This is a genomic window from Novosphingobium sp. GW835-FHT14H07, assembly GCF_058793515.1.
Window position 1 is genome coordinate 51,954 of record NZ_JBXAFX010000018.1, and the last position, 26,606, is coordinate 78,559.

Sequence of the window (26,606 nt, forward strand, 5' to 3'; positions counted from 1 at the left end):
AGGGCTTATTCCGCCGCTTCCATCTCTCCCGCTTCGGCCACTTCGAGCGCCCTGAAGTGCGGGATCACCTTTTCGCCGATGTTGCGGATGGTTTCCATGATCACCTCGTGCGGGATGCCGCCCATCTGGAAGATGAAGAGGATCTCGTCGGCGCCGGCGTCCTTCAGCCGCTGGACATAGCGGATGCAATCGTCGGGCGTGCCATAGGCGTCCTGCGCCACGGTGTAGTTGGATAGGTGCTCGTCCCCCACGGGGATCGCCTCCTCAGACAGGTAGGCGATGGTCGCCTGCTTGCCCTGCTCCAGCACCTTCGCGTGATCCTCGGCGTCGAGGTCCTCGTCGACCGTGGGCTTGGCTCCGCCTTGATACCAGTAGGCGATGGACTCGGCGAAGAAGCGCTGGCCGCGCAGGCCGATCTTGCGCGCCTTCTCGCGGTCATCCAGCACGGTCGCGGCGCAGAGCGCGGCAAGGTGTTCGGTCGGGCGGAAGCCCACCTGATCCTCGGCCTTGCGGGTGCGGAAAGCCTCGCGATAGATCGCGTTCTTCTTGGCAATCTCGTCCGGCCCGGAAAAGCCCAGCACCAGCGCGCCGATGCCGCGGCTGCCGGCCGCCACCAGCGTGTTCTCGCGCGTGCAGGCCATGTACATCGGCGGATGAGGGTCCTGCCACGGGCTCGGGTGGATCGGACGCTTGGGGATCTTGATGTAGGTGCCGTCGTGCTCGATCTCGTCCTGCACCATGATCTTGGGGATCAGGTACATCGATTCATCGATCATCGGCTGCAGTTCGTCCAGGTCATAACCGAAGGTCCCGGCCTCCTGCTGCGTGCCGCCCTTGCCCACGCCGAAGTGCAGGCGCCCTTTCGAAAGAATGTCGAGCGTGGCGATGCGCTCGGCCACCTTGATCGGATGGTTCATCGCCGGCGGTAGGCAGACAACGCCGTGCCCGATGTGTATGCGGCTCGTCGCCCCGGCGATGAACGCCAGCACCGTCTCGGGAGCAGACATGTGTGCGTACTGCGTCAGCGCGGTATGCTCGACGCACCAGATGCAGTCGAAGCCCATCTCCTCGGCGAACTTGGCCTGCTCGACGATCTGGAGGAACACCGCGCGCTCGTTTTCGCGACTGGCATCCACCATCTGCGCTTCATAGATGATCGAGAATTTCATGGGGCATCTCTCCGGGCAGCCCGCGGCTCTTTGGCCTGTTCCTGGGCGTGTTGACGTTCCGGATCGAAAACTATCGCACCTGACACCATCGCGCATAACCCAATAGGGTTAGGCAGTTTTGCGCTTCCAAGTTTCCCTGCTGGATAGGCCCTGCCCTAGGCGTCCGCCGGATCGCACCAGAATAAAGGGCGGCGATGCAACCCGCGGATGTGCAGTCGCAGCACTGATACAGTTGCGCTGAGCTGGCCGGAGTGCCCCGCAACAGCGCAGCACTCCCTGCACCGGCCTCAAGCACATGAAATTCGGCCGACATACGCCTTGCGATCAGGCGTCGTCCGCGGTCGCGAATCCTTCTGTCATATCGTCCGGCTCGTTCGCCACAGGGTTACCAGGCACAAGCAGGGCCATGTCGCTCATGGTAACGTAGTCGAGCTTGCCGGTTCCCAGCACGGGCAGTGCTTCCACCACACGGATGTCACGCGGCACCATCAGTTCGGTCACGCCATTGGCCTTGGCCCAGCCTTGCAGCGCCTTGTGCTCTGCCGCAGTTGCAGTGGTGAAGAGCACGAGTTGTTCACCCTTCTTCGGATCTGGCCGGGTCACAACGGCATGGTCGAAACCGGGCCAGCATCTGGCAGCGTAGCCCTCGACGGCAGGGAGCGAGACCATCTCGCCGCCGATCTTGGCGAAACGCTTGGCCCGGCCACGAATGGTTATGAAGCCTGCCTCGTCAATGGTGACGATATCGCCGGTATCGTGCCAGCCTTCCAGTGGCGGCTGGAGCTTGCCCGGATCGGAGGCGAGATAGTAACCTGCCATGACGTTGGGGCCGCGAATGTAAAGGCGTCCGCCTTCCTCGATCCCGGGCACGGTTTCCAGGCGGGTTTCGATTGCGGGCAAGGGGCGGCCGACACTGCCCGCCATGAAATGCATCGGCGTGTTGACCGCGATGACCGGCGCCGCCTCAGTCGCGCCATAGCCCTCGAAGATGCGCAGGCCGAACTTGTCGGCATAGGTCCTTCGCGTCTCGTCACGCACTTTCTCGGCCCCGGCAAAGATGTAGCGCAGTGAATAGAAATCGTAGCTGTGGGCCATGCGGGCATAGCCGGAAAGGAAGGTATCGGTGCCGAACATGATGGTGGCATTGGCGTCATAGGCCAGTGCCGGCACAATGCGATAGTGCAGCGGGCTCGGATAGAGGACCACCCGGATCCCGCTCAACAGAGGCAGCAACGTTCCCCCGGTCAGGCCGAAGGAGTGGAACACCGGCAGCGCATTCAGCACGATGTCCGAGGCGTTGAAATCGATGCGGGCAGCAAGCTGTCCGCAGTTCGACAGGAGGTTGCGGTGCGTCAGCACGACGCCTTTCGGTACGCCCTCCGAGCCGCTTGTGAAGAGAATGACCGCAGGTGCATCGGGCGAGATTCCCAACTTGAGATGCCGGTGTTCGGCACTGCTCGCACCCAGCAGGGCGCGCAGCTTTTCGAATGTCCCGATGGTTGCGCCGATGTCTTCGAGCCACACGATGCGCAGCCCGTCAGCCTCGAGCGCTGCAACCACGTCATGCAATTTGGCCTGATCGACAAAGGCACGGGCGGTGACAACAGTACGGATGGCCGCAGTGGCGCATGCCGAACGCATGTTGGCCGCGCCGACGGTGAAATTGAGCATGGCCGGAACGCGACCGATAGCTTGCAATGCGAAGAAGGCTGCTATCGCGCCATTCACATTGGGCATCAGCAGGCCAACCGCCTCGCCCAGCGCCGTATCGCGGGCCAGTCGTTTGCCGAGAAGGGTAGCTGCGGCGAACAGCTTGTCGTAGCTCATCGGTTCGCGCTTCACGTCCTCCACGACAAGTGCCTTGCCGCCATGGATGGCGCGGGCCTCGGCCAGAGCGCTGAACAAGGTGCGATCGGTGTCCGAGGTCGCGAACATCATCGCGCTCATCTCGTCGTAAAGCCGTCGTCCGGCAATCGCGCGACGCTGGCGCGCGGTCATTTCTCCTTCGATGGCGAAGTGGCGCGGCGGCAGGACCGTAAGCGTGATCTTCGGAAACCAACGCAGGCGCACCTTGCCCTGCATCCTCGAGAACCGCGTATATTGTGGTCCGTCGAGGCGCACCGGAATGATAGGCGCTTCGGCCTTGTCGGCAACCATGCCAGGGCCATCGAAAACTTTCATCAGCGCGCCGGTGCGGGTGATCCGGCCCTCCGGAAAGATCACCAGGGTTCGTCCCTCCTTCACTGCCTTGACCATCGCCTTGGCCGCCATCGGGTTGGTGGGATCGACCGGAAAGGCCCGGAACAGCTTCAGGAAAGGCTTGATCCAGACCGATCGCGCTATTTGGGTATTAACCGCGAAAGTGGGCTTCCCGGGCAGAAATGCCCCCAGCAGCACCCCATCAAGGAAGCTCACGTGGTTTACGACCACTACAGCACGTTCGCCCGCCCGGGGCATGTGTTCCATGCCAGAAACCTCCACGCGATAGAGTATGCGCAAGGTGAGACGGATCACGTCCTTGAACAGCGTCTCTGGCAGCAGCCAGACAGAGGCAAGCGCGACGAACAACGTGGCAAAGCCGAGAGCGCCGATCAGACCAGGTATGTCCACACCGGCGGCCAGCAAGCCCGTGATGGCAAGCACCGCGAGTACCGTGAGTCCGGCATTCACGACATTGTTGGCAGCGATGATCTGCGAGCGCTTGTCCTCGGGGCTGGCTACCTGAAGGATGGCATAGAGCGGAACGATGAACATGCCGCCGGAGACTGCGATCACTGCAAGATCAAAAAGAATATGCCAGGCGCCCGGCGTGCCGAGGAATTGCGGCACCGATGCTCCGGCGGTCCGCACCTCGAACCCGCTTGTGGCGATCCACAGATCGATCAGACCCGCGGCAAGGACAAGGGCCGAGATCGGCACGTAGCGGGCCGAGACCTCACCCTTCAGCAAACGATTCACGATCAGGGAGCCGACCGCAATGGCAACCGAGAAAATTACCAGAAACAGCGTCGCCACTTCCTGCCGTGCCGCCAGCGTACCCGAGACGAGCGGCGCGAACTCGCTCACCAGGACCGCGCCCGCAGCGAAGAACCAACTGATCCCGAGAATCGAAAGCCACACACCGCGACCTTCACGGGCTGTGGCGAGAATGGCCCGGGTTCCACGCCACAGGTTGCGATCGATCGCGTGGCCGTTGCCGCTTGGCGGGGCAGCGGGCACGGCAAGGCTCATCACAAAGCCAAGCAGCGCAAATCCAAAGGCGGCAAGCCCCGCTTCCCAAGGAGGGATGACGCCCGCCAGCAACTGTCCGCCAAGAATTGCAAGGAAAGTGCCTCCTTCGATCAATCCGGTGCCGCCCATCACTTCGCCAGCATGAAGGTGCTGGGGCAGGATCGAATACTTGACCGGCCCGAACAGCGTCGAGTGCACTCCCATGAGGAACAGGCTGGCAAGAAGCAGCGGAAGGGACAGGTACCAGAAACCGGCCAGCGCTATGGCCATGATTGCCACTTCGGCAGCCTTGATCCAACGGATGAGGCGCGCCTTGTCCATCGCATCGGCAAGCTGTCCGGCAAGCGAGGAGAACAGGAAGTAGGGCAGGATGAACAGGCCCGTAGCCACTGCTGCCAGCAACTTTGCCTTTTCGGGATCGGTCGAAAGGATGCCGAAATTGGCGAGGAACAGCAGCGCGAACTTCAGGAGGTTGTCGTTGAAGGCGCCGAGGAACTGGACCGAGAAGATCGGGCCGAAACGGCGCTTGGCAAGCAGGCTGAAATCGGGTGCGGACATCTGGAACCCTTTGCAATTCAAAGCTGCCATTACCGGAACAAGTGTTCCGGACGGGTTAAGGGCAGAAAACCAGGCCAATCCAGACCCTCTCCCCTTCACGACTCGCAGGACTAGTCGCAAATTATACATTGTTCAATTAAAATAATAGACAGTGTTCAATTTATGCCATAGCTATAGGCCATGGGACGCAGATCGGATCATAGCCGCGAGGAGTTGCGCGAAATCATCGTTGCCGCTGGGCATAGGCACATGGAGGAAGTGGGATTTGCACACTTCTCGGCGCGCGAAGTAGCCAAACGCATCGGCTATTCGATCGGCACGCTCTACAACGTCTTCGGCAGCTATGACGCGCTGATCCTTGCCATCAACGGGCGAACCTTGGCGCTGTGGCGCGACCACCTTCGGCGGCGTCTGGCAGCCGTGGGAGAACCGAGCCCCCCTCACGAAAGGCTCGCGGCAGCTATTACGGCCTACTTCGAATTTGCAAAAGACCACCGACACGCTTGGGCGGCAATCTATGATTTCCGGCTGCCGGAAGACTGCACGCCTCCTCCAGAATACCAAGCCGAAGTGCGCGCTATTTTCGACGTCGTCGTTCAGGAAGTGCGCGCCGCATTAACTCCCGACAGGAAGGATCTGGCGGAACACCTCACGCGCTCGCTGCTGGCGACTGTCCATGGACATTGCGTCTTTGCCATGAACGGAACCTTCATGATCCTTGCCGAGCCATCGCCGGTCGATGCCGCCCTGCAACGTGTAAAGGACGCGGTCGGGATCACTCCTTGAACCAATACCCGTGACCGAGAGCCGGATGCAGAAACTGCAACTATGAAGTAGCCGTTCGCATTTGCCAAAGAATGGAAGCTACCGCATATGCGAACTGCCTTTCAGGCATCCTCTCCCAAACTTTTCAAGGCTGGCCTTCGGGCCGGCCTTTCTTTTTGGGCTCTAATGCCATTTCGACAGATCCTGGCACAGCGGCACTTCCGAAGCGCGCGTTGACTTACTTCAGCCAGTGCCGCGCCAGTGCCACATGCAACCGGACGCCGGTTTCAAGCACGTTATCGTTGAAATCATACTGCGGATTATGGAGCGGAGCACCATGGGTGTGGCTGCCTTGCCCCAGCCAGATATACGCTCCGGGGCGCTGTTGCAGCATGAAGGAGAAGTCTTCCGAGGTCGGCGCAGGTTCGGGAGCAAGCTCCGCCGTTCCCAAGGTAGCAGCCACTCCGAGCACATCGGCGGCAGCTTGGGGATCGTTGATCGTGGCTGGATAGTAGCGGTCGTAATCCAGCATGCATTCAACCTCGAACGACGTCGCAATGCCTTTCAGTATTGCGCACATCCGCTCCTCGATCCGATCCTGAACGACCGGGTCGAATGTGCGGACAGTACCGCCGACCATGACTTCTGCCGGTGTGACGTTGTGCGCGTGACCGCCGTGAATTTGCGTAATTGAAAGGACGGCTGACGCAGAAGGCGCCACGGCGCGACTGACGATGGTGTTGAGTTGCTGGACGAGGCTCGCCGCAGCAAGGATCGCATCAGGACTGTCCTGCGGTATCGCTGCGTGTCCGCCCTTGCCGGTCAAAGTGATCCGGAACTTGTCAGCCGCGCCCATGATTGCGCCGGGGCGCGTGCTGATCGTCCCGGCAGGAAGACCGGGCCAGTTGTGCAAGGCATAGACCCGATCGCAAGGAAAGCGGTCAAACAGCCCTTCCTCGATCATCACGCGTGCTCCACCCAGCCCTTCCTCGGCAGGTTGGAAGATGAGGTGGAGCGTACCGGCAAAATCGGGATCGGCAGCCAGAACCCGGGCAGCGCCCAACAGCATGGCGACATGGCCGTCATGCCCGCAGCCGTGGAAGGAGCCGGGCGTCTTGCTGGCCCAGGGCAAGTTGGTCATTTCCTGAATCGGCAGGGCGTCCATGTCTGCCCGCAGGCCAAGTGTGCGCGATCCTTCGCGCCTGCCCTTCAGGACCCCGACAACTCCGGTCGTGCCGATGCCTTCATGCACTTCGATGCCAAGTGCGCGCAGCTCATCAGCAATGCGGCCTGCTGTCCGCTGCTCGCAAAACCCGAGTTCCGGATTGGCATGGATATCCCGACGCAGTGCGACGAGATCATTCAAAAGATCCGCTTGCAACTGAACCTGGTCAGCCATGCGTCTGTCCAAACAGGTTCTGGATCGGGAGTCTGTGCTTGATGAAGGGTGATTTGATCACGATGTAGCTGAAGTACTTCTCGATGCCGTAATCACTTTCGAGCATGCCTTCCATGATCGATTGATAGTGTGAAACACCGCGCGCCACGAACTTGAGCAGATAATCATAGCCGCCTGAAACGAGGTGGCATTCGACGATCTCGTCGAGCTTGGCAATGCGGCTTTCGAAACGGCTGAAATCGCCCTGGCGATGTTCGCTGAGCGTGACTTCGGTAAATACCGTGAGGTATTCACCCAGCTTGCTGAAATTCACGTGTGCGCCATAGCCCGTGATATATCCGGCCTTTTCCAGGCGCTTGACCCGCGTCAGGCAGGGGCTCGGCGAAAGGCCGACCGCATCGGCCAGTTCCACGTTGGTGATCCGGCCCTCCTGCTGGAGCTTGGCAAGGATCTTGAGGTCTATCCTGTCGAGCTTGGGTCCGGGCAGCATGGTTTGTTCCCCCGTCAGGCGTCTTGCAGCGCGACGACCGCGCGAATGTCGGGCTGCTCAAGCAGTTGGTCAAGCGACCGTTCTACCCGTTCGAAGATCATATCCATTTCGTCGAGCGAGCAGCATAGCGCCGGTGCAAAACCAATGACTGCATTGGCAAAACAGCGCACGATCACCCCATTGCGATAGGTCAGTTTCGACAGCCTTCCGCCAATGTCGAGCGATGGATCGAAAATTGCCTTCGTCGCCTTGTTCGGGGTCAGTTCGATCGCACCTAACATCCCGCGATAGCGTACGTCGCCAACCAGTGGATGCGACCTGATCCGTTCCATGTGTTGCGCGAACCGCTCACCCGTCACGCGGCCGTTCTCCAGCAGGCCGCCATCACGATAAAGGCGCAGAACTTCCAGGCCCACCGCAGCGGCCACGGGGTGGCCAGAATACGTCTGGCCATGGCCAATCGGCAGCGCGGCAGGCGCTGCGTCGGCGATGGTCTGGTAGACGTGGTTGGCCATGAACATGGCGCCCATCGGTATGTATCCAGACGTCAGGCCCTTGGCCGTGGTCATGAAATCTGGAGAGACATCTTCATCCAGACAGGCAAACAACGGCCCGGTGCGGCCAAAGCCGGTGATGACCTCGTCCACCAGCATCAGGATGCCAAGTCGGGTACATGCTTCGCGAAGAGCCTTGAGCCAGCCCTTCGGGGGCACGATCACCCCGCCCGAACCCTGGATCGGTTCGCAGCAAAATGCCGCCACGTTGTCCGCCCCGAGTTCTGCCACCTTGGCCTCAAGCGCTGCGACTGTGGAAGCGATCACGGCCGCGTCATCGTCCCCTTGAGGATGACGATACTGATATGGCGAGGCGATATGGTGCTGCCATGGCCGTGGCAGATCGAAATTGCGGTGGAAGTTGCCCAGCGCGGTTAGCCCGGCGCCAAGGCTACTAGATCCATGATATCCCCATTCCAGCGCGATGAAATGTTTCTTGTCGGGCTTCCCGGCGGCATTCCAGTAATGGACGATGTAGCGGATCGCGCTGTCCACCGCGTCAGAGCCGCCCTGGGTGAAGAACACATGGTCCAAGCCATCGGGCGCGGCGGCAGTCAATTCCCCCGCAAGGCGGATGGCCGGTTCACTGGCAAAATGGAAATAGCCCGTGGCATAAGGCAGGCGGCGCATCTGCTCTGCCGCCACCTCGACAATCGAATCCTGACCATAGCCGACATTGACGCACCACAACCCGGCAAAGGCATCGAGCAACTGGTTGCCGTCCGCATCGGTCAACCACATGCCCTTGCCGGTTTCCAGCACGATGGCGCCATGCTGCTCGTGCCCCCTGAACGACGTGACCGAGTGGATCAGATGATCGCGGTCGATATCGATGAGGGAACGGTTTGTTGGGTTGGTCATCGCGTTTCGTCCATTCCGTAGCATTCGCTGAAGGCTATGTCAGCGCCCCAAGCGGGTTTCGCCGAATGAGCAAGCAAATGATTATCGGCGTCCTTTTGACATGAAGGCGCGCGGCATATTCTGCCGCACGCCTCCTTTGCCCCGGCCTTGCAGGCCCGGCATGTCGCAAAGCTCAGAAGTACTTGAGCCAGGTGATGTCGCGACGGCGGCGCTTCAGGCGCGCATACCAGACCGTCGGCAGATAGAGCGGCACGATCATCGCCACGAACCACAGCAGCACCCAGTTGTAGTTGTCGAACATGTAGGCGGTGCCGTTGTTCGGACCCCAGATGACAAGAGCACTGTGGTAGAGGATGCGAAGAACCGTGAGGTGCAGCAGATAGAAGAACATCGGTGCGCCGCCGAAGATCGCCAATGCCGCGACCAGGCGCGAGTCATTGATCTTCTCGAACAGCACGAGCAGCAGTGCCCCGCCTCCAAGCGTCGGCAGCAGGAACAGCAGCGACGGCGGATACTTCGTCATCGAGATGAAGCTGATGACCGTGCGAACCGGATCGCCTTCGACCACGAACCACGGCTTGTCGCCATAGACGTTGAGCAGGCGCAACAGCACAAACGCGGCGATCATGCCGAAGCCCAGCACCAGCAGCCGCTTCTGCCGGACTGCGGGCGCGACCTTTCCCGTGAACCAGGGCCCGATGCCGAAGCCGAGCAGGATCACGCCGAGCCATGCGAGGATCGGATAGGTTGTCTTGGCCACGAAGCCGAGCGGCAAGTCGAACGCATCACGCTGGTGCAGCAGGGCCCAGACCGGGAACAGGGCATCGTCCTTGGTCAGCACGATCGGATCGAGCAGGTTGTGGAAGCATACGATGCCAAGGCCCAGCGCAATGATCGCCGGCCGTGGCAGGCGCATGAAGGCCGCCAGCAGGATCATGCATATGCCGATTGCCCAGATCACCTGAAGCCAGAACGTCGGCTGCGGCACGATCCCCCAATAGAGCGGCGAGAGATAGACCAGCTCGATCACGATCAGCAGAAGGCCACGCTTGAAAAGGTATTCAGTGGTCTCCTCAACCGTGTGATTGACGCTGAAAAGGTAGACGCCAAGCCCGGTCAGCGCGACGAAGATCGGCGCACAGAAGCTCACCGCGAACCGGGCAAAACCAATGGCAGGGATGATGGTCAGGGCATTGATCGGGTCGGTCACCGGATAGTTGACGAACCACGTCTCACGCAGGTGATCGAGCAGCATCAGCACCATCACGAAACCGCGCAGCGCGTCGATGTTGGCCAGACGGGCATGGGCCGTGGCCTTTGTCCCTCCTGCTGCAAGATTTATGCCCCCGGGAGGCAATGTCATACTGGTGGCCATGATCCCTGCCCTCTTTCCTTCTCGAATACCTTGCCCTGCCGTGTCACACATCAACCCTGCGGCAGGAACAGATCCTTGTAGAAGCCGGTGGTCCTTACCGTGACCGTGACCGGCGTTTCGCCCTTGTTGCGGAAGTACCAGCCATGCGTGCCGTCGAACGGCGCGGTAAAGCTGCCCTTGCCGCCGGTCATCTGCTTCTCTTCCCAATAGCTGGTGAACTCGCCCTCGGCGGCGTTGACCTTTTCGCCATGCATATCAGCCTTCACCGGTCCGCCCTTGGCCGACCATTCGAAGACATAGCTTTGCCCAGCCTGCATGTGGGCTTTCACTTCCTGTCCACTATGCGGCGCAAGCGTCAGCGTCATTTCGTCGCTGCGCATGTCACCCTCGCGGACGATCGCGGCCCTGGTTGGGGTCGCCGGCCCAGAAACACGAGACGCGACCGGAGCGTCAGCCGGGGCGGGTGTCGCCTCCTCGCCGCCCGCCCCCATGCCGACGATTCCGGTCAGCCGACCAACGCCGGTCGGGTCGATGCCGTATTCCGCCGGCATCACGAACAGAACCAATATGGCAGCTGCAGCCAGCAACGCCCCGCCGGTTGCCTTGGCAAGCGTCGATGGCGGAACCTGGATCGAATTCACCGGATTTGCGATTTCGGCCTGCATCACATCGCTCCCGTCGAGCCTTGCGTGAAAAAGCCAGTGAGCTGGAAGCCCACAAGCACGAAGCCCGCGCACATCAGCGCGGCATTGGCGGCAATGGCACTGCGGCGAAAGCTGCTGGTGGACCGCCACACGTTCATCGCGATCAGGATTGCTCCGAGTGCGGTGAACTGGCCCAGCTCAACGCCGATGTTGAAGCTGATGAGGTTCGGCACCAGCCCATCGGCGGAGAGGGTCAGGTCCTGCAGCTTCGTGGCGAGGCCGAAGCCGTGGAAAAACCCGAAGATCAGCACTGCCGCCTTGGGATTGGGCGCCCGCCCGAACAGCGTCCGGAACCCGTCGAGGTTGTCGAGCGCCTTGTAGACCACCGAAAGCCCGATAATGGCATCGACGATGTAGGGGTTGGCGCGGATGTCGAACAGGACGCCCAGCAGCAGCGTGGTGCTGTGGCCGATGGCAAACAGCGTCACATAAGTGCCCACGTCCTTCAGCCGGTAGAGGAAGAAGATAACGCCGACCAGGAACAGCAAGTGATCGTATCCCGTCACCATATGCTTGGCGCCGAGGTACATGTAGGGGCCGATGGCCATCCCCGATGCGCCTTCTATGAAGGCACGGTCGTCCTCGCCCACGCCATGGGCGTGCGCTGCCGACTTCAGGGCAAGAATGATGATGAGGGCGATGGCCCACCCGGCCCATCGCAGCAGTCCTTGCGGAAGCGAAAGGGCAGTCGGGCGGACCATCACTGCTTCACTTTACCGTGAAGGAAGCGAGCGTCTTGGCTCCGCTGCCCTTGGCCGTGAGTGCGACCACAACCTTGGCACCAGCCGGGATCTTGAACCCCGGTGCCGACATGCGGTTGCCGGCTTGGGGCACAAGCGGCGTATCCGCCTTGGCCCCCGCTGCCGTGACGATCAGCTTGCCGGAAAAGCCCGTGGCCGCCAGCGGCTCGTCCTCTTCAGTGATGTAGACATCGACGCCCTTGGGTGCGCGGACCAGTTCGACAACGGTCTCACCGACCATTGTCACAACCCCGCCATGCAGCGGCTTCATTGAACCGTGGGCCTTGGCGGATACCGCGAAAGCGATCAGCGAAAGCCCGGCAAGGGCGGCGGTGATTCTTTTCATGTTCATTGCAATTCTCCCCGAGGCAGCGGTCATTCCGGCAGGTGTGGCAACACGAACGTGAGCGAGGCGCGGTGCTCCATTTGCTTGTACTTGGCCGGATTGTCCGAAGGTGCGACGAGGATACCGACGACCACGTTCAACCCCTGATTTCGCACCGGCAACGTGACATAGCCCTGCGCGTCGGTCATCGACGGCTTCTGGTCGGGGTCATTCACGTAATCGTGCAGGATCGCCACGTTTGCCGCAGGCTTGCCTTCGAACATCGCCCGGAGGCGGATCGGCTGGCCCATCGCTTGCGGAATGGCATTGTCCGCCGGAATCAGTTGCAGCTTGTGGCCGGGGATGAGCGGCATGGGCTTCGATGGCAACTGGTTGATGTGGACGGCATACTTGAAATTATGCTCGCTCACCGTGGCATCCTTGACCTCGTCGAGGCCCTTGTTGTGCCAGGTGCCGGCGGCATCCTTGGACCACACGCCGTAGTCCATCACGGCTGCGACCACCGCCATCGGCTCATCACTGTCGACCACCGGGATCGCCCCCGCCGCGCGCAGCGATGCCGTTACCGGCAGGCCGTCGGCATCATAGCCGGTGACCGACGTGACCAGGGGCATGCGCTTTACCGCATCAAGATCGTCCGATCCGACGCCGTAGACCATGGCGAGCTGCTTGGCCCGCTGAGCGAACCAGATCGCGTGGGCGCTTGCGGTGCTCGAGGCGAAAGCCGCACCCACTATCGCTACTGCGATGGCGGCTGAAATGTAAGGAGAAATCCTGCGCACGATGGTGGCCTCCGGACTGACTGGCCGGGCGTTTCCGGCAAGACAAGCTTATGACTCGCTGTCGGCATTTTTGCCCGAAAGGCCATGGCTGTCGACATGATGGCCCGTGATCTTGCAGCTTTGCGGCAGAACTTGTCGCCTGCCGCAAAACCATCCACACCCTGTCCGTTACTGAAGCGCCTCGGCGATTGCCTTGCCGCATTCTTCCGTGCCTGCCGCTCCCTTGAGGTCTCGCGTGCGTGCCGCAGGCGTTGCCAGAACCTGTTCGATCGCCCGCATTATCGCGGTGGCGGCATCGGTCTCACCCAGATGCTCCAGCATCATCGCGGCGGACCAGATCTGGCCGACCGGGTTGGCTATGCCCTGCCCGGCAATGTCCGGCGCAGAGCCGTGTACCGGTTCGAACAGCGAAGGGTGCTTGCCCTCGGGATTGATGTTGGCCGAAGGCGCCACCCCGATCGTGCCGGTGCAGGCCGGGCCGAGATCGGAAAGGATGTCGCCAAACAGGTTGGAGCCGACCACCACGTCGAAGCGGTCCGGGTTCATCACGAACTGCGCGGTCAGGATGTCGATATGGTACTTGTCGTGAGAAACGTCGGGATACTCGGTTGCGATCGCTTCCACGCGCTGATCCCAATAGGGCATGGTAATGGCAATGCCGTTGGACTTGGTCGCGCTGGTCAGGTGCTTGCGCTCACGCGTTTGGGCCAGATCGAAGGCATAGCGAAGCACGCGATCCACGCCGACGCGCGTCATGACGGTGTCCTGAATCACCAACTCGCGCTCGGTGCCGGGGAACATGATCCCGCCGACAGAAGAATACTCGCCCTCGGTGTTCTCGCGCACCACCCAGAAGTCGATGTCGCCCGGTTCGCGCCCGGCCAGCGGGCAGGGCACGCCCGGCATCAGCCGCACCGGCCGAAGGTTGATGTACTGGTCGTATTCGCGGCGAAACTGGATGATCGAGCCCCAGAGCGAAATGTGATCGGGCACGGTATCAGGCCAGCCGACTGCGCCGAAGAAGATCGCGTCGGGCCGGCCGATTTCTTCCTTCCAGTTTTCCGGCATCATCCGGCCATGGCGCGCGTAATAGTCGCACGAGGAAAAGTCGTGCCACTTCTGCTCCAGCTCGAAGCCGTATAGCGACGCAGCCTTTTCCAGCACGCGCATGCCTTCGGGCATTACCTCGTTGCCGATACCGTCACCGGGGATCACCGCGATGGTGTGCTTGCGTGTATTGCTGCTCATGTAGTCCCCCTTGAGGCCGCGCAGATTCAGATCTTCAGGCCACCAATGTGGAAGGCCTTGGTTTCCAGGTATTCCTCGATGCCCAGTGTTCCGCCCTCGCGCCCAAGACCCGATTGCTTGACACCGCCAAAGGGAGCCATTTCCATTGCTATGGATCCGGTGTTCAGCGCGATCATGCCCGCCTCCAGCGCTTCAGCTACTCGGAATGCGCGATCTAGCCCGGATGTGTAGAAATAGCTGGCAAGCCCGTATTCGGTGTCGTTGGCCAACAGAATTGCCTCGTCCTCGGTTTCGAAGCGGAACAATGGAGCCACCGGGCCGAAGGTCTCTTCGCGTGCCAGTCGCATTCCGGTATTTGCCTCGCCGATGATCACCGGGCGGGCAAAGTTGCCGCCTTGTGCGCCCTTGCCCGAGAACAGGATCTTCCCGCCCTTGCCCAGCGCATCTTCGACATGCGCCGACACCTTATCGGTCGCCGCACGATTGATCAGGGGGCCGGTTGTCGCATCGGCATCCATGCCGTAGCCGACATTGAGCGCCTCGACGGCAGCGCCCAAGCGCGCGGCAAATTCGTCGTAGATCGGTCCGTGAACGAGAATGCGGTTGGCACAGACACAGGTCTGACCGGCGTTGCGGAACTTGCTTGCCATCGTGGCCTTGACCGCCAGATCAAGGTCGGCATCATCGAACACGATGAGCGGGGCATTGCCACCCAGCTCAAGGCTCAGCCGTTTGATCGTGTCCGCACTCTGCCGCATCAACAGCGAACCGACGCGGGTCGATCCGGTAAAGGACAGCTTGCGCACCACCGGGCTTGCCGTGATCGCCTCGCCGATCGCGCGCGGCATTCCGGTCAGCAGGTTGATCGTACCCTTGGGGAAGCCTGCCCGGATCGCCAGTTCGATCAGGGCAAGCGCGGTGAACGGCGTCATTTCCGATGGCTTGATCACCACTGGGCACCCTGCGGCCAGCGCCGGTGCGCACTTGCGGGTAATCATCGCGGCCGGGAAGTTCCACGGCGTGATGGCAGCTGAAACGCCCACCGGCTCGGTCAGCACGATGATCCGGCGGTCCCGCTCGGGCGAGGCAATGTTGCGCCCGCCCACGCGGCGGCCTTCTTCGGCGAACCACTTTATGAAGGTAGCGGCATAGCGGATTTCGCCCTGCGCCTCGGCCAAGGGCTTGCCCTGCTCGGCCGTCATGATCCGGGCAAGGTCATCCAGATTTGCAAGGACCAGGCCGTGCCACGCCTCCAGCAGCGCGGCACGTTCGCCCGCCGTGCGCCGCCGCCAGTCGGCCCAGGAGGCCTGCGCCGCATCGATTGCCGCATTCGCCTCGGCAGCACCACAATCGGGCACGGTGCCAATTACTTCGCCAGTGGCCGGATTGGTCACCTCAAGCGCGGGAAGACCAGCGGAGATCCAGGCACCATCGACGAGAGCAGCCTGCCGCAGCAGGGTGGGATCCTTCAAGTTCAGCATGTTCAACCAAGCGCCTGTGCAGCAAGACCAAAGATAGCGACATTGTCGCCGGGAACCGGTGCGGGACCGAGTGCCATTCGCGTAACATGGCCCACCTCTGGCAGACCGACTTCTTCAAGCCAGGGACCAAGCCCAGTCACCTCCGGCACGTCGATTCGACAGAAACTGCCCGTCTGTGTCCCGAGCCAGTGGGCGATCAGGGCCTTTGCGCCGGTGGCATCCGGCGCAATCACCGGACCGATGAGCCAGCCGCGGCCAAACCTTCGCATCACGGCAAAACCGGTCTGCTCGTGTTCACGGCACAGCACCACCGCGCTGCCGTCGGCAAGAAGGGCGTCGAGCACGGCCTTGCGGTCCATGCCCGTGGCCGAGGAGTAGAGCGCGTCAAGCACCTGTGCATCGGCAACTCCCATCGGTCTCACCCGTTCGCCGGGGCGGAGCTGGACGAGAGGCTGTACCGGCGCGATGCCCTGATGCTGATGGACCTTGCCCATCGCGACGAAACCGAGCTTCGAGTAAAGCGGCAAGCCTTCGTCAGTGGCATTCAGGATCACCGTAACGCCGTCCAGCCGCTTCAGCATGGCACTTGCCAGTTCGCGGCCAAGCCCACGTCCCTGCTGCGCCCTCGCCACGATGATCACGCCGATCATCGCAAAGCTTTCCCCAAATCGCCACGCCATGATCGTGCCACACGGCTTCCCATCCACCTCGGCAACCAGTCCGCTGCCAATAGCCAGCAGTTTCTCGAGGTCTTCTTCGCGGTGCGGCCATTGTTGCTCGAAGCACAAATCGGCGACATCGTGAATATCGTCTGTGGTCATGTCTCGCAGCACGATCTGCGTCGCGTCCTGAACTTTCATCCGATACTCCCGCGAAAATCACCACATCAGTTCGACCTGGGCCGCCGATCATCGCCCGTTCTATCTGGCAGTTATCAAAACTAGCTGCCGCATTTGACGGGTATTTGGAATTTTATTGCGAAATCCGGAAAAGCTGGCCGCGGCTAGAATTCCGAAACGTCAATCTCTGCACCGGGATCGAAGCGTGAAAGCCGATAAGGCCGCGGGTCGACGATAGGCTCTTGCCCCGTCGCGATGTCTGCCACCAGATGCCCCGCCCCCGGCCCGATCCCAAAGCCATGTCCACTGAAGCCGGCGGCGAGGATGAAGCCTGGAACCGCCGGTATCTCACCGATGACCGGCACGCCATCAGGGGTGCTGTCGACAAAGCCCGCCCATGTTCCAACGATGGGCGCCCGTGCGACTTCCGGGATGAGGCGCGACACGCGCTCCACTGTCAGGCGGATCGTCTTTGCATCCGGAGAGGGGTCGAGGATACGGCGCGCTTCCATCGGCGTCGGCCGATCCAGCGCCCACCGTGAAAGTGTCTCGTGTCCGGCGCGCAGGCCTTGCAGCCCCCCCGGGGAAACCTTTTTCCAGCGCTGCTTGAACATCGGAATGAACTGCTTCTGGAACTGCAGGAATTGCATCGTCGGATCGACCTTTGCCCGTCCGCTGTAGGCCAGCGCATGAGCGCCATCACCGCGCCGTGTGATCGACATCGAGTCCCCGTAGAATGCATCCGGCAGGCTCATGTGGCCTGTGCCAACGGCAAGGATCGACTGGCGCACCGTCGCCTGCGGGAAGCGCACGCCCAATTGGCGCATGAACGATGATGCCCACGCACCGCCGGCATGGATGACCAGCTTCGTGGCGATCGTGCCACGCTCGGTCACCACGCCGCTCGCGGCCCCGCCGGTCGTCTCGATCCCGCGCGCCGCGCAGGCCTGATGCACCGTGCCGCCAAGCGCCATGATCGCCCGCGCCACAGCAGGGACCGCAAGACCGGGGTCCGCAATGCCGTCCATCTGCGAATGCACGCCGCCCTTCCAGACCTGCTTGGTGAAGCTCCCCTTCTCGGTAGCCTCCTGGCTGTTCAACATGCGCGTCTTCACGCCGATGGACCGGGCATAATCGCCCCACTTCGCCCACGTCGCAATTTCAGACTCGTCATTGCTGACATAGAACAGGCCGCAGCGCCGAAAACCCGTTTCCTCGCCGCTCTCGATCCCGAACTGCTCCCACAGGTCAAGCGCCTTGGTCGCCAGCGGTAACTCTCTCTCGTCGCGGTTCTGTTGGCGACACCAGCCCCAGTTGCGGCTCGATTGTTCCCCGCCGACGACCCCCTTTTCGATCAGCGCGACCTTGAGGCCACGCTTGGCCAGGTAATAGGCGGTAAAGCTACCGATCACGCCAGCTCCAATGACAACGACGTCGGCCTGACTGGGCAGTTCCGGAGTGGATTCGATGAACCTCAAGGGCGCGGGCATGTCATGCTTCTCCGATGATCGCGGACTTCATGCGAAACCAAGAATGGCCTTTACCTCGAGATATTCCTCGAAGCCGAAGAGCCCGTATTCGCGGCCGTTGCCGGACCGCTTGTAGCCGCCGAATGGAGCGTGAGGATCCCACGCCGGCGAGTTGATGTGGACTTGCCCCGTGCGGATGCGCAGAGCCACGCTGCGGGCCTGATCAAGGTCGGCACCGTGGACATGGCCGCCAAGGCCGTAGTCGGTGTCATTGGCGATCGCGACCGCCTCGTCGATGTTGTCGTAAGGGATGATGACCAGCACCGGCCCGAAGATTTCCTCCTGCGCGATGCGCATCCCACTGGAAACGTCGGAGAAGATTGTCGGCTGGACGAAGAGGCCGTGATCGAGCCCTTCCGGACTGCCGAGACCTCCGCATACCAGCCGCGCGCCCTCCTCGATGCCCACCGCGATCATCGTCTGAACGCGACGATGCTGCGCTGCATTAGCGATAGGACCAAGCGTCGTTGCATCCTCGGTCGGATCGCCCACGATGATGCCTTCGACCGTTCTGCGCGCAATTGCTTCGACTTGTGCCAGGGCTGAGCGCGGCACGATCATCCGCGTTGGCGCGCTGCACGATTGGCCGACGTTGCGGAATGCGGCCATCACACCCAACGGCACGACGCGCTCGAAATCGGCATCGGGCATCAGCACGTTGGGAGATTTGCCGCCCAGCTCCTGCGTCACTCGCTTGACCGTGGGGGCCGCACCTTGTGCCACCAATACGCCAGCGCGGTTCGATCCGGTAATCGAGATCATGTCGACATCCGGGTGCGCTGCCATGCCCGCGCCCACTTCGCTGCCGGTTCCGTTAAGAAGGTTGAAGACACCTGCAGGCGCGCCGGCATCATGCACGATCTGCGCAAACATGATCGAGCTCAACGGCGAAAGCTCGCTGGGTTTCAGCACCACCGTGCATCCCGCAGCCAGCGCTGGGGCAACCTTTGCGGTGATCTGGTAGAGCGGCCAGTTCCACGGCGTGATCAGCGCGGCAACGCCGATGGGTTCGCGCACGATGGCCGTCGTCCCGCGCATCGTCAGGAACTCGTAGTCCCTCAGCACCTCGATCGCGGCCTGCACATGGCCCAGCGCGAACGGTACATGCGATGCGCGGGCAAAGCTGATCGCCGCGCCCATCTCCGTCACCAGCACCTGTGCCAGCGCTTCGGCCCGTTCGGCCATCAGCGCGTGGACGCGTTCCAGTAGCGCGATTCGTGCTGCCACGGGGCTTTGCGAGAATGCGGCAAAGGCCCCCCGCGCCGCCGCCACCGCCCGGTCAAGATCCGCCGCCGTGCCCGCCGCGAGTTGCGCGATACAGTTGCCATTGGCGGGATTGATCACCGGCAGCCGTTCTGTGCCGGGCAGGTCGATCCACTCGCCGTCGATATAGGCCTTGCCCGTGAGCGGAAGCACCGCCTGCAGTGCGTCCTGCGCTGGATCGCTCATCCTACCATGTCCTTGTAGCGGTAGTAGGCGCCGACGAACGGCAGGAACCATGGCGTCCCGAAGTATCCCGGGATCGCTGGCCAATCGAAATCGCGCCACGGGTTCGCATCGGCCTTGCCGTCCAGCACCTCGGCCATGATCTTGCCCATGTACGTCGCCATGTGCGTGCCGTGGCCGCTGTACCCCATTGAATAGAACAGGCCGTCCCGCTCCCCGGCACGCGGCAGGCGGTCGCTGGTCATGTCCACCATCCCGCCCCAGCAGTAATCGATGCGCGCATCGGCCAGCTCGGGAAAGAAGTTCGCCATGGACCGCCGCAGGATCGTTCCGCTCTTGGCATCTGCCGCCGGATCGCTGCGGCTCGAAAAGCGCGCCCGTCCGCCAAAGAGGATGCGGTTGTCCGGGGTCGTGCGGAAATAGCTGACGAAGTTGCGCGTATCGACCGTGTTGCGCCGACGCGGCGTCAGTCGGTCAAGCAGATCCACCGGCAAAGGCTCTGTCGCGATCAGATAGGCTCCGACCGGCACCAGGCGACGGCGAAACCAACCCAGCGGCCCAACACGTGACGTGCCAGTAGCCAACAACACCTGATTGGCAATCAGGCTGCCGTGCGGCGTCGTCAGTTCATGGCTTGTGCCTGAAACGCGGCGCATCTTGAGCAAGGGGTTATGCTCGAAGATCGTACCGCCCCGCCGCACCACGGCTTCGGCCAGGCCCTGCCCGTACTCGCCCATGTGCATGTTGGCGCTCTTGCCGTAGAGCATGCCTCCGTAAAAGATGTCCGAACCGATTTCCGTCCGCAGGTCCTGCGGCATGACCAGGCTCGTCTCGGGATCGACATTACGCGCCAACAGATCCTGCGACCGCTTGATCTTCTCGAAATGCTTGGGCTTTGCCGCCAGCTTCAGCTTGCCGACGCGTCCGAAATGGCACTCGATGCCTTCCTCGGCCACGATCTGCTCCACCAGATCCACCCCGGCATCGAAGGCACGGTAAAGCATGTTCGCGCGATCCAGCCCGAACTTCTCGACCATGCCGCCATAGTCTTGCGCAAAACCGTTGTTGCACATGCCACCATTCCGGCCGGAGGCTGCCCCCGCCACGCGGTCCGCCTCGAGGACGACGACCTTCGCCCCCTTCCTGGCCAGCGCAAGCGCGGCGGAAAGACCCGTGAAACCTGCGCCAATCACGGCAACATCGGCAGTGCCACTTGGCCCGCCCGGCGCGCCCGAGGCAAAGGGCTTCGCGCTATCGAGCCAGTAGGAGGTCATCTTCATGTCGTTCTCCACCCTCGCGGGCTCCGGAAAGGAAGGCGGCGTCACCAACCCCGCATGCGTGGCCAATTGCCGACGATTGCGTGACCCGTGCCATCGACTACGTTGTATGCCTCGTGCTGCGCGCAAGTGGCGCAGGCGTGGTTGGGCAGCACCCGCACGCGCGAACCGATGGCCAGTTTCGGCAGAACGCCACCGCTGCCCGGGCGCACCTTGATGATGCCGTGCTCCTGGCTGGCGTCCTCCACGATCACGTCAGAAAACGGATTGCCGTCGATATCGCAGACCAGGCCATAACCCTGGTCCACCGGATGGCGCTGCGTCCCCCTGTCGCGCGAAAGGGCCATCCAGCCCCCGTCAGTCAGGATCCAACCCTTTTCCGGGCGATGGCCGATCACCGTCAGCAGCACCGATGCCGCAATGTCGTCCAGCGAACAGACGCCGATCCCGTGCATTACCAGATCGAAGAAGCTGAACACGCCCGCGCGCACCTCGGTCACGCCCGTAAGATCCTGCGCAAAATGCGCCGTCGGCGTGGAGCCGACGCTGACCACGGGCGAGGCATGCCCGGCAGCCCGCAGCGCTTCCGCCGCGGCCACTGCTGCCGCCCGCTCGCCCTCGGCAGCTTCCGGCAAACCGGCGCCGCCGCGCGCATTGTAGGATTCTCCCGCGTGTGTCAGCACGCCTGCCAGTTCCACCCGGCCGTTCCGCAGTACGTCGGCAATAGCGACAAGATCAGGGTCGTCCGGCAGAACTCCCCCGCGATGTCCGTCGCAATCGATCTCGATCAGCACGGCCGGCATCGGCCCGCCATCTCCCGCCGCAGCAACCAGGGCTTGAGCCTGCTCCAGCGTATCGACCAGCACCGAAAGCCGCACGCCTTTCGTGACCAGCTTGCGAGCCCGCGCAATTCGGTCAAGGCTCAGGCCGACGGCATAAGTGATGTCCTCAAACCCACCTTCTGCAAAATACTCCGCCTCGGCCAACGTCGAAACGGTGATCGGCCCTGTTCCTTCCGGAAATAGCCTGCGCGCGACCTCGATCGACTTGCTCGTTTTCACGTGCGGTCGAAACCCGGTTCCAAGCTTTGCAAGATGCGCGCGCAGACGCGCGATATTGCGATCAACCTTGGTTACGTCGAGGATCAACGCCGGCGTCGCCACTGTTTCCAGCGAAACCGGAGTTGCCAATTCGGCGTCGAGGGCTGCAGCTTCGGTCATCAACATCCTGCCTGTAAGAATGGCTTCAGCCAAGCGACTGGTTCGAAAGCGCCACCAGCATTGTCCCCGGTGCAGAAACCGGCGGTGCGCCCAGCGCCATGATCGGCGCCCGGTCCACCTGTGGCAGGCCGATCTTAACCAGCCACGGTGCAAGGCCGCTCACATCGGTCACGTCGATCCGTACGAAAACGCCTTCATAAGCCGAAGCGAGTACGGCAACCATGGCCTTGGCATCCTCGGCACTGGCAGCAACCACCGGACCAATCACCACCCCGCGTCCCCAGCGCCTGACGCAGCCATAGCCCGAGATCACGCCCGCGCGCTCGACGACCACCGCGTCTGCCACCTCAAGCAGGGCGTCGAGCAGGACGCGTCGGTCCATGCCCGATGCCGCTGCATCGACCGCACCAAGCGCCTCGCGGTCACTTGGCGTTGCTGCCCGCACCGGTACCGCGGTGTCGATCGCAGGAACCTTGTCCAGCACAGCCTGGTGCTGGGTAATGAAGCCGCAACGGGCAAAGCCCAGCTTGGTGTAGAGCGGTTCGCCATCCTTGGTGGTGATCAGCGTAATCCGCCGTCCCGCCGCATCGGCCAGCAGTGCCGCCATCAGCCTCCCGCCAATCCCCTGCCGCTGCGCATCGGGTGAGACGATGATCATGCCGATCGTGGCGAAATCATCGCCATAGGGCCACCACAGCGCGGTTCCCAGCAACTTGCCCTCAGCTTCGACCGCATAGCCACGCCCCAGCTCGAAGGCAAATTGCCAGTCTTCTAGCCGGTACGGCCACTTGAGCGCCTGCGAGAGGCCCTGCGCCTGTACGAGATGGTCCGATCGCAGCGCAGTCACGCCGTTGCTGTCGCTCCCGACCCTGGCCCCCGACATCTGCAAGATACTCCTCCACACCAACCGCCGGCAGAAATTCAACCTACGGCGCGCTGGCCAAGGTTAAAGCGGATTCGCGCTGGCAAAATGTTCCGAAAGCCGGAAATCTTCACGGCGGTCATGCGCAAGATGCCGTCAGGCGCGGTATAATATGCCGCCCCTGACGGCTCCAAAGTCAGCCAAGCGGGCGTTGCGTCGCAAAGACCTTCTTCACGTATTCCTCGCTCAACCATGCACAGCCATCACCGCGCACGAAGAGGCACACGTCGTCCTTGCCGAACGATACGCTGCCATTCCCGTCAGTGAATGTCACCGCCCCTTCCAACAGCAGCATCAGCTCCACCTGACGATAGGGGATCTGACGGCGGTGATAGGGCGTGGAATCCCAGGTTCCGGCGCAGAATTCGGCATTGGCCGAAACGTAGTCCGAAAAGCCCCGGCAGGTCGGCACCTCGCCCAGCAGGTTTTCGATTGCAGGCGGATTGGAGGGGTTGAGCGGCGCGTTCTTGTCGATCATCACCGGCGTGGTGCGGTTGCCCGCACGGTCCGTCGGCGCCGAATAGACCACCGCAAGCATATCGTCCGACGCGGTCCAGCCAAAGCCGCAGCCGAACGGCAGCGCGCAGCAGTCGTCTGCTCCTAGTGACAGCGTCGCGTCCTCAGCGGCAACCTCAAGCGAGCCTTGCAGCACCAGCACGAACTCATCGGCCGGTAGCGTTGAAACCTGCCCCTTGCCCCGCAGTGCGAAGGCAGAAACCACCGCCTTGTCATCGGCAAAAGCCGGAGCGGCACGGCCTTCAAGCCAGTCAGCCGACGGTTTAGCCACGGGCGCATAGGCGCGAATATCCATAACCGCACCTACTGCGGTCTGTCCGGCTTCCATTGTCGTCATGCGTTTTCTCTTTCCCATGCGGTAATCAGGCTGCGGGCAATGGTCAGGTCCTGCAGGGCAATGCCCGAACTGTCGAACACCGTGATCTGATCAGGCGACGTTCGCCCCTCGGCGCGCCCCAGCAGTACATCGCCCAGCGCGGTGATCCGGTTGCGATCGCCGGTGAAGTGCTGCAGGTCGCCCATCACCACCGCCTGCGCTGGATAATCGCAGAACAGCGCAGCGCGTTCGAAGAGCGCGGGTGGCAGCTCCTGCTTGCCCGCCGCATCCGATCCCATGCTGGCAATGTGCGTACCGGGTCGGACCCATTTCGCCTCGAACAGTGGCGCACGGGCGGGCGTTGCCGTCACGATGATATCGGCCCGCTCGCAGGCGCCCTGGGCATCGGCAAGCGTTGCCTTGAGGCCCTCAGCCTCGAGCGCCGCCACGAATTCGCGCCCCTTGGCCTCAACTCTCGCCACGACCAGAACTTGCGTGATCAGACGGATGCGGGAAATGGCCAGGCATTCGAACAGCGCCTGATTGCCAGCGCCAAATACGGCCAGCAGCGAAGCATCCGGCCGTGCCAGCACATCGGCGGCAACTGCATCGGCCGCTGCCGTGCGATAGGCATTGACCTTGCCCGCCTCGATGACCCACTCGACCCGCCCGATACTCTGGTCGAACAGCAGGATCACGGAGTTATGCCGGGGCAATCCGATCTCGGGGTTACCAGGCCAGAACGAGCCGACCTTCAGCCCCGCAAAGCTCCCGGTCGAGGCCGACTTGATCGAAAAGCGGTTGGTTGGGGCAGTGCCATGGGCAAGCACCGCTGGAAAGAGAACCGCGTCTTCGACGACCGCACACAGCGCTTCTCTCGCCGCGGCATAGGCCATCTCGTGCGTTACGAGCGCAGCAGACTCTTCTTCTGTGATGAACTTCAAGACTGGTTCCCGTCCATTTGCAGCTCGCGGCCTGCCAGATCGGGCTCTGTCCGGTGACACAGCACCACATTGCCTGCATCCATCACCCGCAGCGGCGGCGGACTGGTATCGCACCGCCCCGCAATCGCTACCGGGCAGCGCGGCAGGAACCGGCAAAGCCCGGCATCGCCTTCCGCCAGGCTCAACTGTGCCTTGCCCTTTTGCCCTACGCCCGAAAGCCAATCCGTCCGCAGTTCGGGCACCGAGGAAATCAGCAGGTCGGTATAGGGATGATAGGGCGGCGCATCGTAGGTTGCGCTGTGGCCGCTTTCCACGCGTGTGCCCTTGTAGAGCACGACGATCTCGTCACACAGTGCCTTCACCGTCGCAATATCGTGGCTGATGAACAGATAGGCCACGCCAAGATCGCGGCGCAATTCTGCCAGAAGTTCAAGGATCGCCTCGCGCACCACGGTATCCAGTGCCGAGGTCACCTCGTCGCATAGAATCACGTCCGGATTGGCCGCCAGCGCGCGCGCCAGGTTCACACGCTGCTTCTGACCGCCCGAAAGCTCGTCACAACGCCGCTCCGCCACCCCGGCCGGAAGCTTGATCAGATCGAGCAGTTCGGCCACGCGTGCCTTGGCAGCAAGGCCGCTCATGCCATGATAGAAACGCAGCACGCGTCCGAGGATGTCGCCAACTGAATGCGCCGGGTTCAGCGCAACGTCCGCATTCTGAAACACGATCTGGATGCGGCGCAATTCCTCGCGGCTTCGCGCGCCGAGCGAGGCCGCCAGCGGCTGACCATCCAGCACGACCTCGCCCGCCGTAGGAGCCAGAAGCCCCGCCACTACGCGCGCAACCGTCGATTTGCCCGAGCCTGATTCCCCAATCACTCCCACGGCGCCGCCGCGCGGTACGGTCAGGCTGACATCGCTGAGCACAGGATGCGCGGGGCGTCCCTGTCGGTCGACCGGGCCGTATCCTGCATGAATGCCGTTGATCGATAGCAATGGGGCAGCCCCGACCGCACTGGTTACGGAGGCTTTGACCACGGGTTTGGCCGCTGCCAGCAGTGTGCGAGTATAATCGTCGGCAGGCGTCTCAAGCACTGCTTCCACGGTGTTCTGCTCACGCACCGTCCCGCGATTGAGCACCAGCACGCGGTCCGCCATCTGCGCCACCACCGCCAGGTCATGCGAAACATACACCCCGGTCGCGCCCTGTTCGCGCACCACCTTGCGGAAGGCCTGCAGCACTTCCACCTGCGTGGTAACGTCCAGCGCCGTCGTCGGCTCGTCAAAGATCACCAGATCGGGCCGCGTGATCAGCGCCATCGCCGCCATCAGGCGCTGCAGCTGCCCGCCTGAAAGTTCGTGGGGATAGCGGCTGCCGATGGTCTGCGGATTGGGCAGCGCCAGCGCCTCGAACAACTCGACCGCGTGCCTGCGCGCATCGGCGTCCGATGCAGTGCCATGGATCAGCGCAGGCTCGATCACCTGCTCGATCACCCGACGCGAAGGATTGAACGCAGCCGCCGCGCTTTGCGCAACATAGGTAATGCGATGCCCGCGCTGCGCGGCCAGACTGCTGGCCCCTGCACCATCAAGCGCGGCATCGCCAACCCTGATCTGGCCGGATATCCTCGCCCCGCCGCGGGCATAGCCCATCAGCGAAAGCGCAATCGTTGTCTTGCCCGAACCCGATTCCCCGATCAGCGCCAGCACCTCGCCGCGTTGGATGGCAAACGAGACGTCATCGACGATGCACAAAGGTGAGCCGTCTGCCGTACGGACAGTCACGCACAGACTTTCCACATTCACATGGGGCTGCATCTGTCGCGCGACGATCAGGGTGAGAAAGCGCGACAATCAAGATGAGAATACGGTGTGTCGGGATCGGCGGAGGGCGT

The 26,606-nt window shown here is 62.4% G+C and carries 22 protein-coding genes; 1 reads left to right on the forward strand and 21 read right to left on the reverse strand.

Annotation, left to right across the window (positions count from 1 at the left end; translation table 11 throughout):
- Positions 1-5: 5 nt before the first annotated feature.
- Together AC1Q5P_RS15460 and AC1Q5P_RS15465 are read right to left on the reverse strand one after the other, a co-directional pair.
- Entirely contained in the window at positions 6-1,169 is a 1,164-nt protein-coding gene (locus tag AC1Q5P_RS15460) for an LLM class flavin-dependent oxidoreductase (RefSeq protein WP_492519407.1), read from the reverse strand.
- Between the two features lie 324 nt (positions 1,170-1,493).
- A complete protein-coding gene (locus AC1Q5P_RS15465; protein WP_492519408.1) occupies positions 1,494-4,958 on the reverse strand; it encodes an acyl-[ACP]--phospholipid O-acyltransferase in 3,465 nt (1,154 codons plus the stop codon).
- A gap of 180 nt (positions 4,959-5,138) precedes the next feature.
- Here AC1Q5P_RS15465 and AC1Q5P_RS15470 point away from each other — a divergent pair, with 180 nt between their 5' ends.
- Positions 5,139-5,744, forward strand: a complete 606-nt coding sequence (locus tag AC1Q5P_RS15470; RefSeq protein WP_492519409.1) for a TetR/AcrR family transcriptional regulator — start codon at positions 5,139-5,141, stop codon at positions 5,742-5,744.
- Between the two features lie 217 nt (positions 5,745-5,961).
- Here the strand turns inward: AC1Q5P_RS15470 and AC1Q5P_RS15475 are convergent, their stop codons facing one another.
- From AC1Q5P_RS15475 to AC1Q5P_RS15565, 19 genes are all read right to left on the reverse strand, one after another.
- Positions 5,962-7,122 (reverse strand): M20 aminoacylase family protein, encoded by a 1,161-nt coding sequence (locus tag AC1Q5P_RS15475; protein ID WP_492519410.1) that lies wholly within the window; start codon positions 7,120-7,122, stop codon positions 5,962-5,964.
- Positions 7,115-7,612 carry an Lrp/AsnC family transcriptional regulator gene (locus AC1Q5P_RS15480; protein ID WP_039335969.1) on the reverse strand — a complete coding sequence of 166 codons (498 nt, stop codon included), beginning with the start codon at positions 7,610-7,612 and terminating at the stop codon, positions 7,115-7,117. Before AC1Q5P_RS15480 ends, AC1Q5P_RS15475 begins: the two co-directional genes overlap by 8 nt.
- Positions 7,613-7,626: 14 nt before the next feature.
- Complete coding sequence (locus AC1Q5P_RS15485) at positions 7,627-9,027, reverse strand: aspartate aminotransferase family protein (RefSeq protein ID WP_492519411.1); 1,401 nt, start codon at positions 9,025-9,027, stop codon at positions 7,627-7,629.
- Between the two features lie 172 nt (positions 9,028-9,199).
- Positions 9,200-10,402: an acetyltransferase domain-containing protein gene (locus tag AC1Q5P_RS15490; protein ID WP_492519412.1), complete on the reverse strand. Its 1,203-nt coding sequence runs from the start codon at positions 10,400-10,402 to the stop codon at positions 9,200-9,202.
- 50 nt (positions 10,403-10,452) lie between these two features.
- Complete coding sequence (locus tag AC1Q5P_RS15495) at positions 10,453-11,067, reverse strand: hypothetical protein (protein WP_492519413.1); 615 nt, start codon at positions 11,065-11,067, stop codon at positions 10,453-10,455.
- On the reverse strand, positions 11,067-11,807 hold the full coding sequence (locus tag AC1Q5P_RS15500) for a HupE/UreJ family protein (protein ID WP_492519414.1): 741 nt from the start codon (positions 11,805-11,807) through the stop codon (positions 11,067-11,069). The genes AC1Q5P_RS15495 and AC1Q5P_RS15500 overlap by 1 nt, the downstream gene beginning before the upstream one ends.
- 7 nt (positions 11,808-11,814) lie before the next feature.
- Positions 11,815-12,198, reverse strand: a complete 384-nt coding sequence (locus tag AC1Q5P_RS15505; protein ID WP_492519415.1) for a hypothetical protein — start codon at positions 12,196-12,198, stop codon at positions 11,815-11,817.
- A gap of 23 nt (positions 12,199-12,221) precedes the next feature.
- Positions 12,222-12,974 (reverse strand): DUF4198 domain-containing protein, encoded by a 753-nt coding sequence (locus AC1Q5P_RS15510; RefSeq protein WP_492519416.1) that lies wholly within the window; start codon positions 12,972-12,974, stop codon positions 12,222-12,224.
- Positions 12,975-13,142: 168 nt separating this feature from the next.
- On the reverse strand, positions 13,143-14,222 hold the full coding sequence (locus AC1Q5P_RS15515; RefSeq protein ID WP_492519417.1) for a tartrate dehydrogenase: 1,080 nt from the start codon (positions 14,220-14,222) through the stop codon (positions 13,143-13,145).
- A gap of 26 nt (positions 14,223-14,248) precedes the next feature.
- Complete coding sequence (locus AC1Q5P_RS15520) at positions 14,249-15,703, reverse strand: NAD-dependent succinate-semialdehyde dehydrogenase (RefSeq protein WP_492519418.1); 1,455 nt, start codon at positions 15,701-15,703, stop codon at positions 14,249-14,251.
- A 2-nt stretch (positions 15,704-15,705) separates the two neighbouring features.
- Positions 15,706-16,563 carry a GNAT family N-acetyltransferase gene (locus AC1Q5P_RS15525; RefSeq protein ID WP_039335952.1) on the reverse strand — a complete coding sequence of 286 codons (858 nt, stop codon included), beginning with the start codon at positions 16,561-16,563 and terminating at the stop codon, positions 15,706-15,708.
- A gap of 143 nt (positions 16,564-16,706) precedes the next feature.
- Positions 16,707-18,032, reverse strand: coding sequence for an NAD(P)/FAD-dependent oxidoreductase (locus AC1Q5P_RS15530; protein ID WP_492519419.1), 1,326 nt, complete (start codon positions 18,030-18,032; stop codon positions 16,707-16,709).
- A 27-nt stretch (positions 18,033-18,059) separates the two neighbouring features.
- Positions 18,060-19,520, reverse strand: coding sequence for an aldehyde dehydrogenase family protein (locus AC1Q5P_RS15535; RefSeq protein ID WP_492519420.1), 1,461 nt, complete (start codon positions 19,518-19,520; stop codon positions 18,060-18,062).
- Positions 19,517-20,797, reverse strand: a complete 1,281-nt coding sequence (locus tag AC1Q5P_RS15540) for an NAD(P)/FAD-dependent oxidoreductase (RefSeq protein WP_492519421.1) — start codon at positions 20,795-20,797, stop codon at positions 19,517-19,519. Before AC1Q5P_RS15540 ends, AC1Q5P_RS15535 begins: the two co-directional genes overlap by 4 nt.
- Before the next feature lie 41 nt (positions 20,798-20,838).
- Positions 20,839-22,020: an alanine racemase gene (locus AC1Q5P_RS15545; RefSeq protein WP_492519425.1), complete on the reverse strand. Its 1,182-nt coding sequence runs from the start codon at positions 22,018-22,020 to the stop codon at positions 20,839-20,841.
- A gap of 19 nt (positions 22,021-22,039) precedes the next feature.
- Positions 22,040-22,897: a GNAT family N-acetyltransferase gene (locus AC1Q5P_RS15550; RefSeq protein ID WP_039335945.1), complete on the reverse strand. Its 858-nt coding sequence runs from the start codon at positions 22,895-22,897 to the stop codon at positions 22,040-22,042.
- Positions 22,898-23,072: 175 nt separating this feature from the next.
- Complete coding sequence (locus tag AC1Q5P_RS15555; protein WP_156135823.1) at positions 23,073-23,789, reverse strand: cupin domain-containing protein; 717 nt, start codon at positions 23,787-23,789, stop codon at positions 23,073-23,075.
- Entirely contained in the window at positions 23,786-24,712 is a 927-nt protein-coding gene (locus AC1Q5P_RS15560) for an ornithine cyclodeaminase family protein (RefSeq protein ID WP_492519422.1), read from the reverse strand. The genes AC1Q5P_RS15555 and AC1Q5P_RS15560 overlap by 4 nt, the downstream gene beginning before the upstream one ends.
- A complete protein-coding gene (locus tag AC1Q5P_RS15565; protein WP_492519423.1) occupies positions 24,709-26,496 on the reverse strand; it encodes an ABC transporter ATP-binding protein in 1,788 nt (595 codons plus the stop codon). The genes AC1Q5P_RS15560 and AC1Q5P_RS15565 overlap by 4 nt, the downstream gene beginning before the upstream one ends.
- Between the last annotated feature and the right edge of the window lie 110 nt (positions 26,497-26,606).

What these genes read in the sequence shown, in the direction of transcription:
- AC1Q5P_RS15540 (WP_492519421.1), bottom strand. Translation starts at nt 20,797, where the DNA reads ATGAAGATGACCTCCTACTGGCTCGATAGCGCGAAGCCCTTTGCCTCG.
- AC1Q5P_RS15535 (WP_492519420.1), bottom strand. Translation starts at nt 19,520, where the DNA reads ATGAGCGATCCAGCGCAGGACGCACTGCAGGCGGTGCTTCCGCTCACG.
- AC1Q5P_RS15485 (WP_492519411.1), bottom strand. Translation starts at nt 9,027, where the DNA reads ATGACCAACCCAACAAACCGTTCCCTCATCGATATCGACCGCGATCAT.
- AC1Q5P_RS15460 (WP_492519407.1), bottom strand. Translation starts at nt 1,169, where the DNA reads ATGAAATTCTCGATCATCTATGAAGCGCAGATGGTGGATGCCAGTCGC.
- AC1Q5P_RS15505 (WP_492519415.1), bottom strand. Translation starts at nt 12,198, where the DNA reads ATGAACATGAAAAGAATCACCGCCGCCCTTGCCGGGCTTTCGCTGATC.
- AC1Q5P_RS15545 (WP_492519425.1), bottom strand. Translation starts at nt 22,020, where the DNA reads ATGTTGATGACCGAAGCTGCAGCCCTCGACGCCGAATTGGCAACTCCG.
- AC1Q5P_RS15500 (WP_492519414.1), bottom strand. Translation starts at nt 11,807, where the DNA reads ATGGTCCGCCCGACTGCCCTTTCGCTTCCGCAAGGACTGCTGCGATGG.
- AC1Q5P_RS15475 (WP_492519410.1), bottom strand. Translation starts at nt 7,122, where the DNA reads ATGGCTGACCAGGTTCAGTTGCAAGCGGATCTTTTGAATGATCTCGTC.
- AC1Q5P_RS15550 (WP_039335945.1), bottom strand. Translation starts at nt 22,897, where the DNA reads ATGTCGGGGGCCAGGGTCGGGAGCGACAGCAACGGCGTGACTGCGCTG.
- AC1Q5P_RS15525 (WP_039335952.1), bottom strand. Translation starts at nt 16,563, where the DNA reads ATGAAAGTTCAGGACGCGACGCAGATCGTGCTGCGAGACATGACCACA.
- AC1Q5P_RS15480 (WP_039335969.1), bottom strand. Translation starts at nt 7,612, where the DNA reads ATGCTGCCCGGACCCAAGCTCGACAGGATAGACCTCAAGATCCTTGCC.
- AC1Q5P_RS15530 (WP_492519419.1), bottom strand. Translation starts at nt 18,032, where the DNA reads ATGCCCGCGCCCTTGAGGTTCATCGAATCCACTCCGGAACTGCCCAGT.
- AC1Q5P_RS15555 (WP_156135823.1), bottom strand. Translation starts at nt 23,789, where the DNA reads ATGACGACAATGGAAGCCGGACAGACCGCAGTAGGTGCGGTTATGGAT.
- AC1Q5P_RS15520 (WP_492519418.1), bottom strand. Translation starts at nt 15,703, where the DNA reads ATGCTGAACTTGAAGGATCCCACCCTGCTGCGGCAGGCTGCTCTCGTC.
- AC1Q5P_RS15470 (WP_492519409.1), top strand. Translation starts at nt 5,139, where the DNA reads ATGGGACGCAGATCGGATCATAGCCGCGAGGAGTTGCGCGAAATCATC.
- AC1Q5P_RS15490 (WP_492519412.1), bottom strand. Translation starts at nt 10,402, where the DNA reads ATGGCCACCAGTATGACATTGCCTCCCGGGGGCATAAATCTTGCAGCA.
- AC1Q5P_RS15495 (WP_492519413.1), bottom strand. Translation starts at nt 11,067, where the DNA reads ATGCAGGCCGAAATCGCAAATCCGGTGAATTCGATCCAGGTTCCGCCA.
- AC1Q5P_RS15465 (WP_492519408.1), bottom strand. Translation starts at nt 4,958, where the DNA reads ATGTCCGCACCCGATTTCAGCCTGCTTGCCAAGCGCCGTTTCGGCCCG.
- AC1Q5P_RS15515 (WP_492519417.1), bottom strand. Translation starts at nt 14,222, where the DNA reads ATGAGCAGCAATACACGCAAGCACACCATCGCGGTGATCCCCGGTGAC.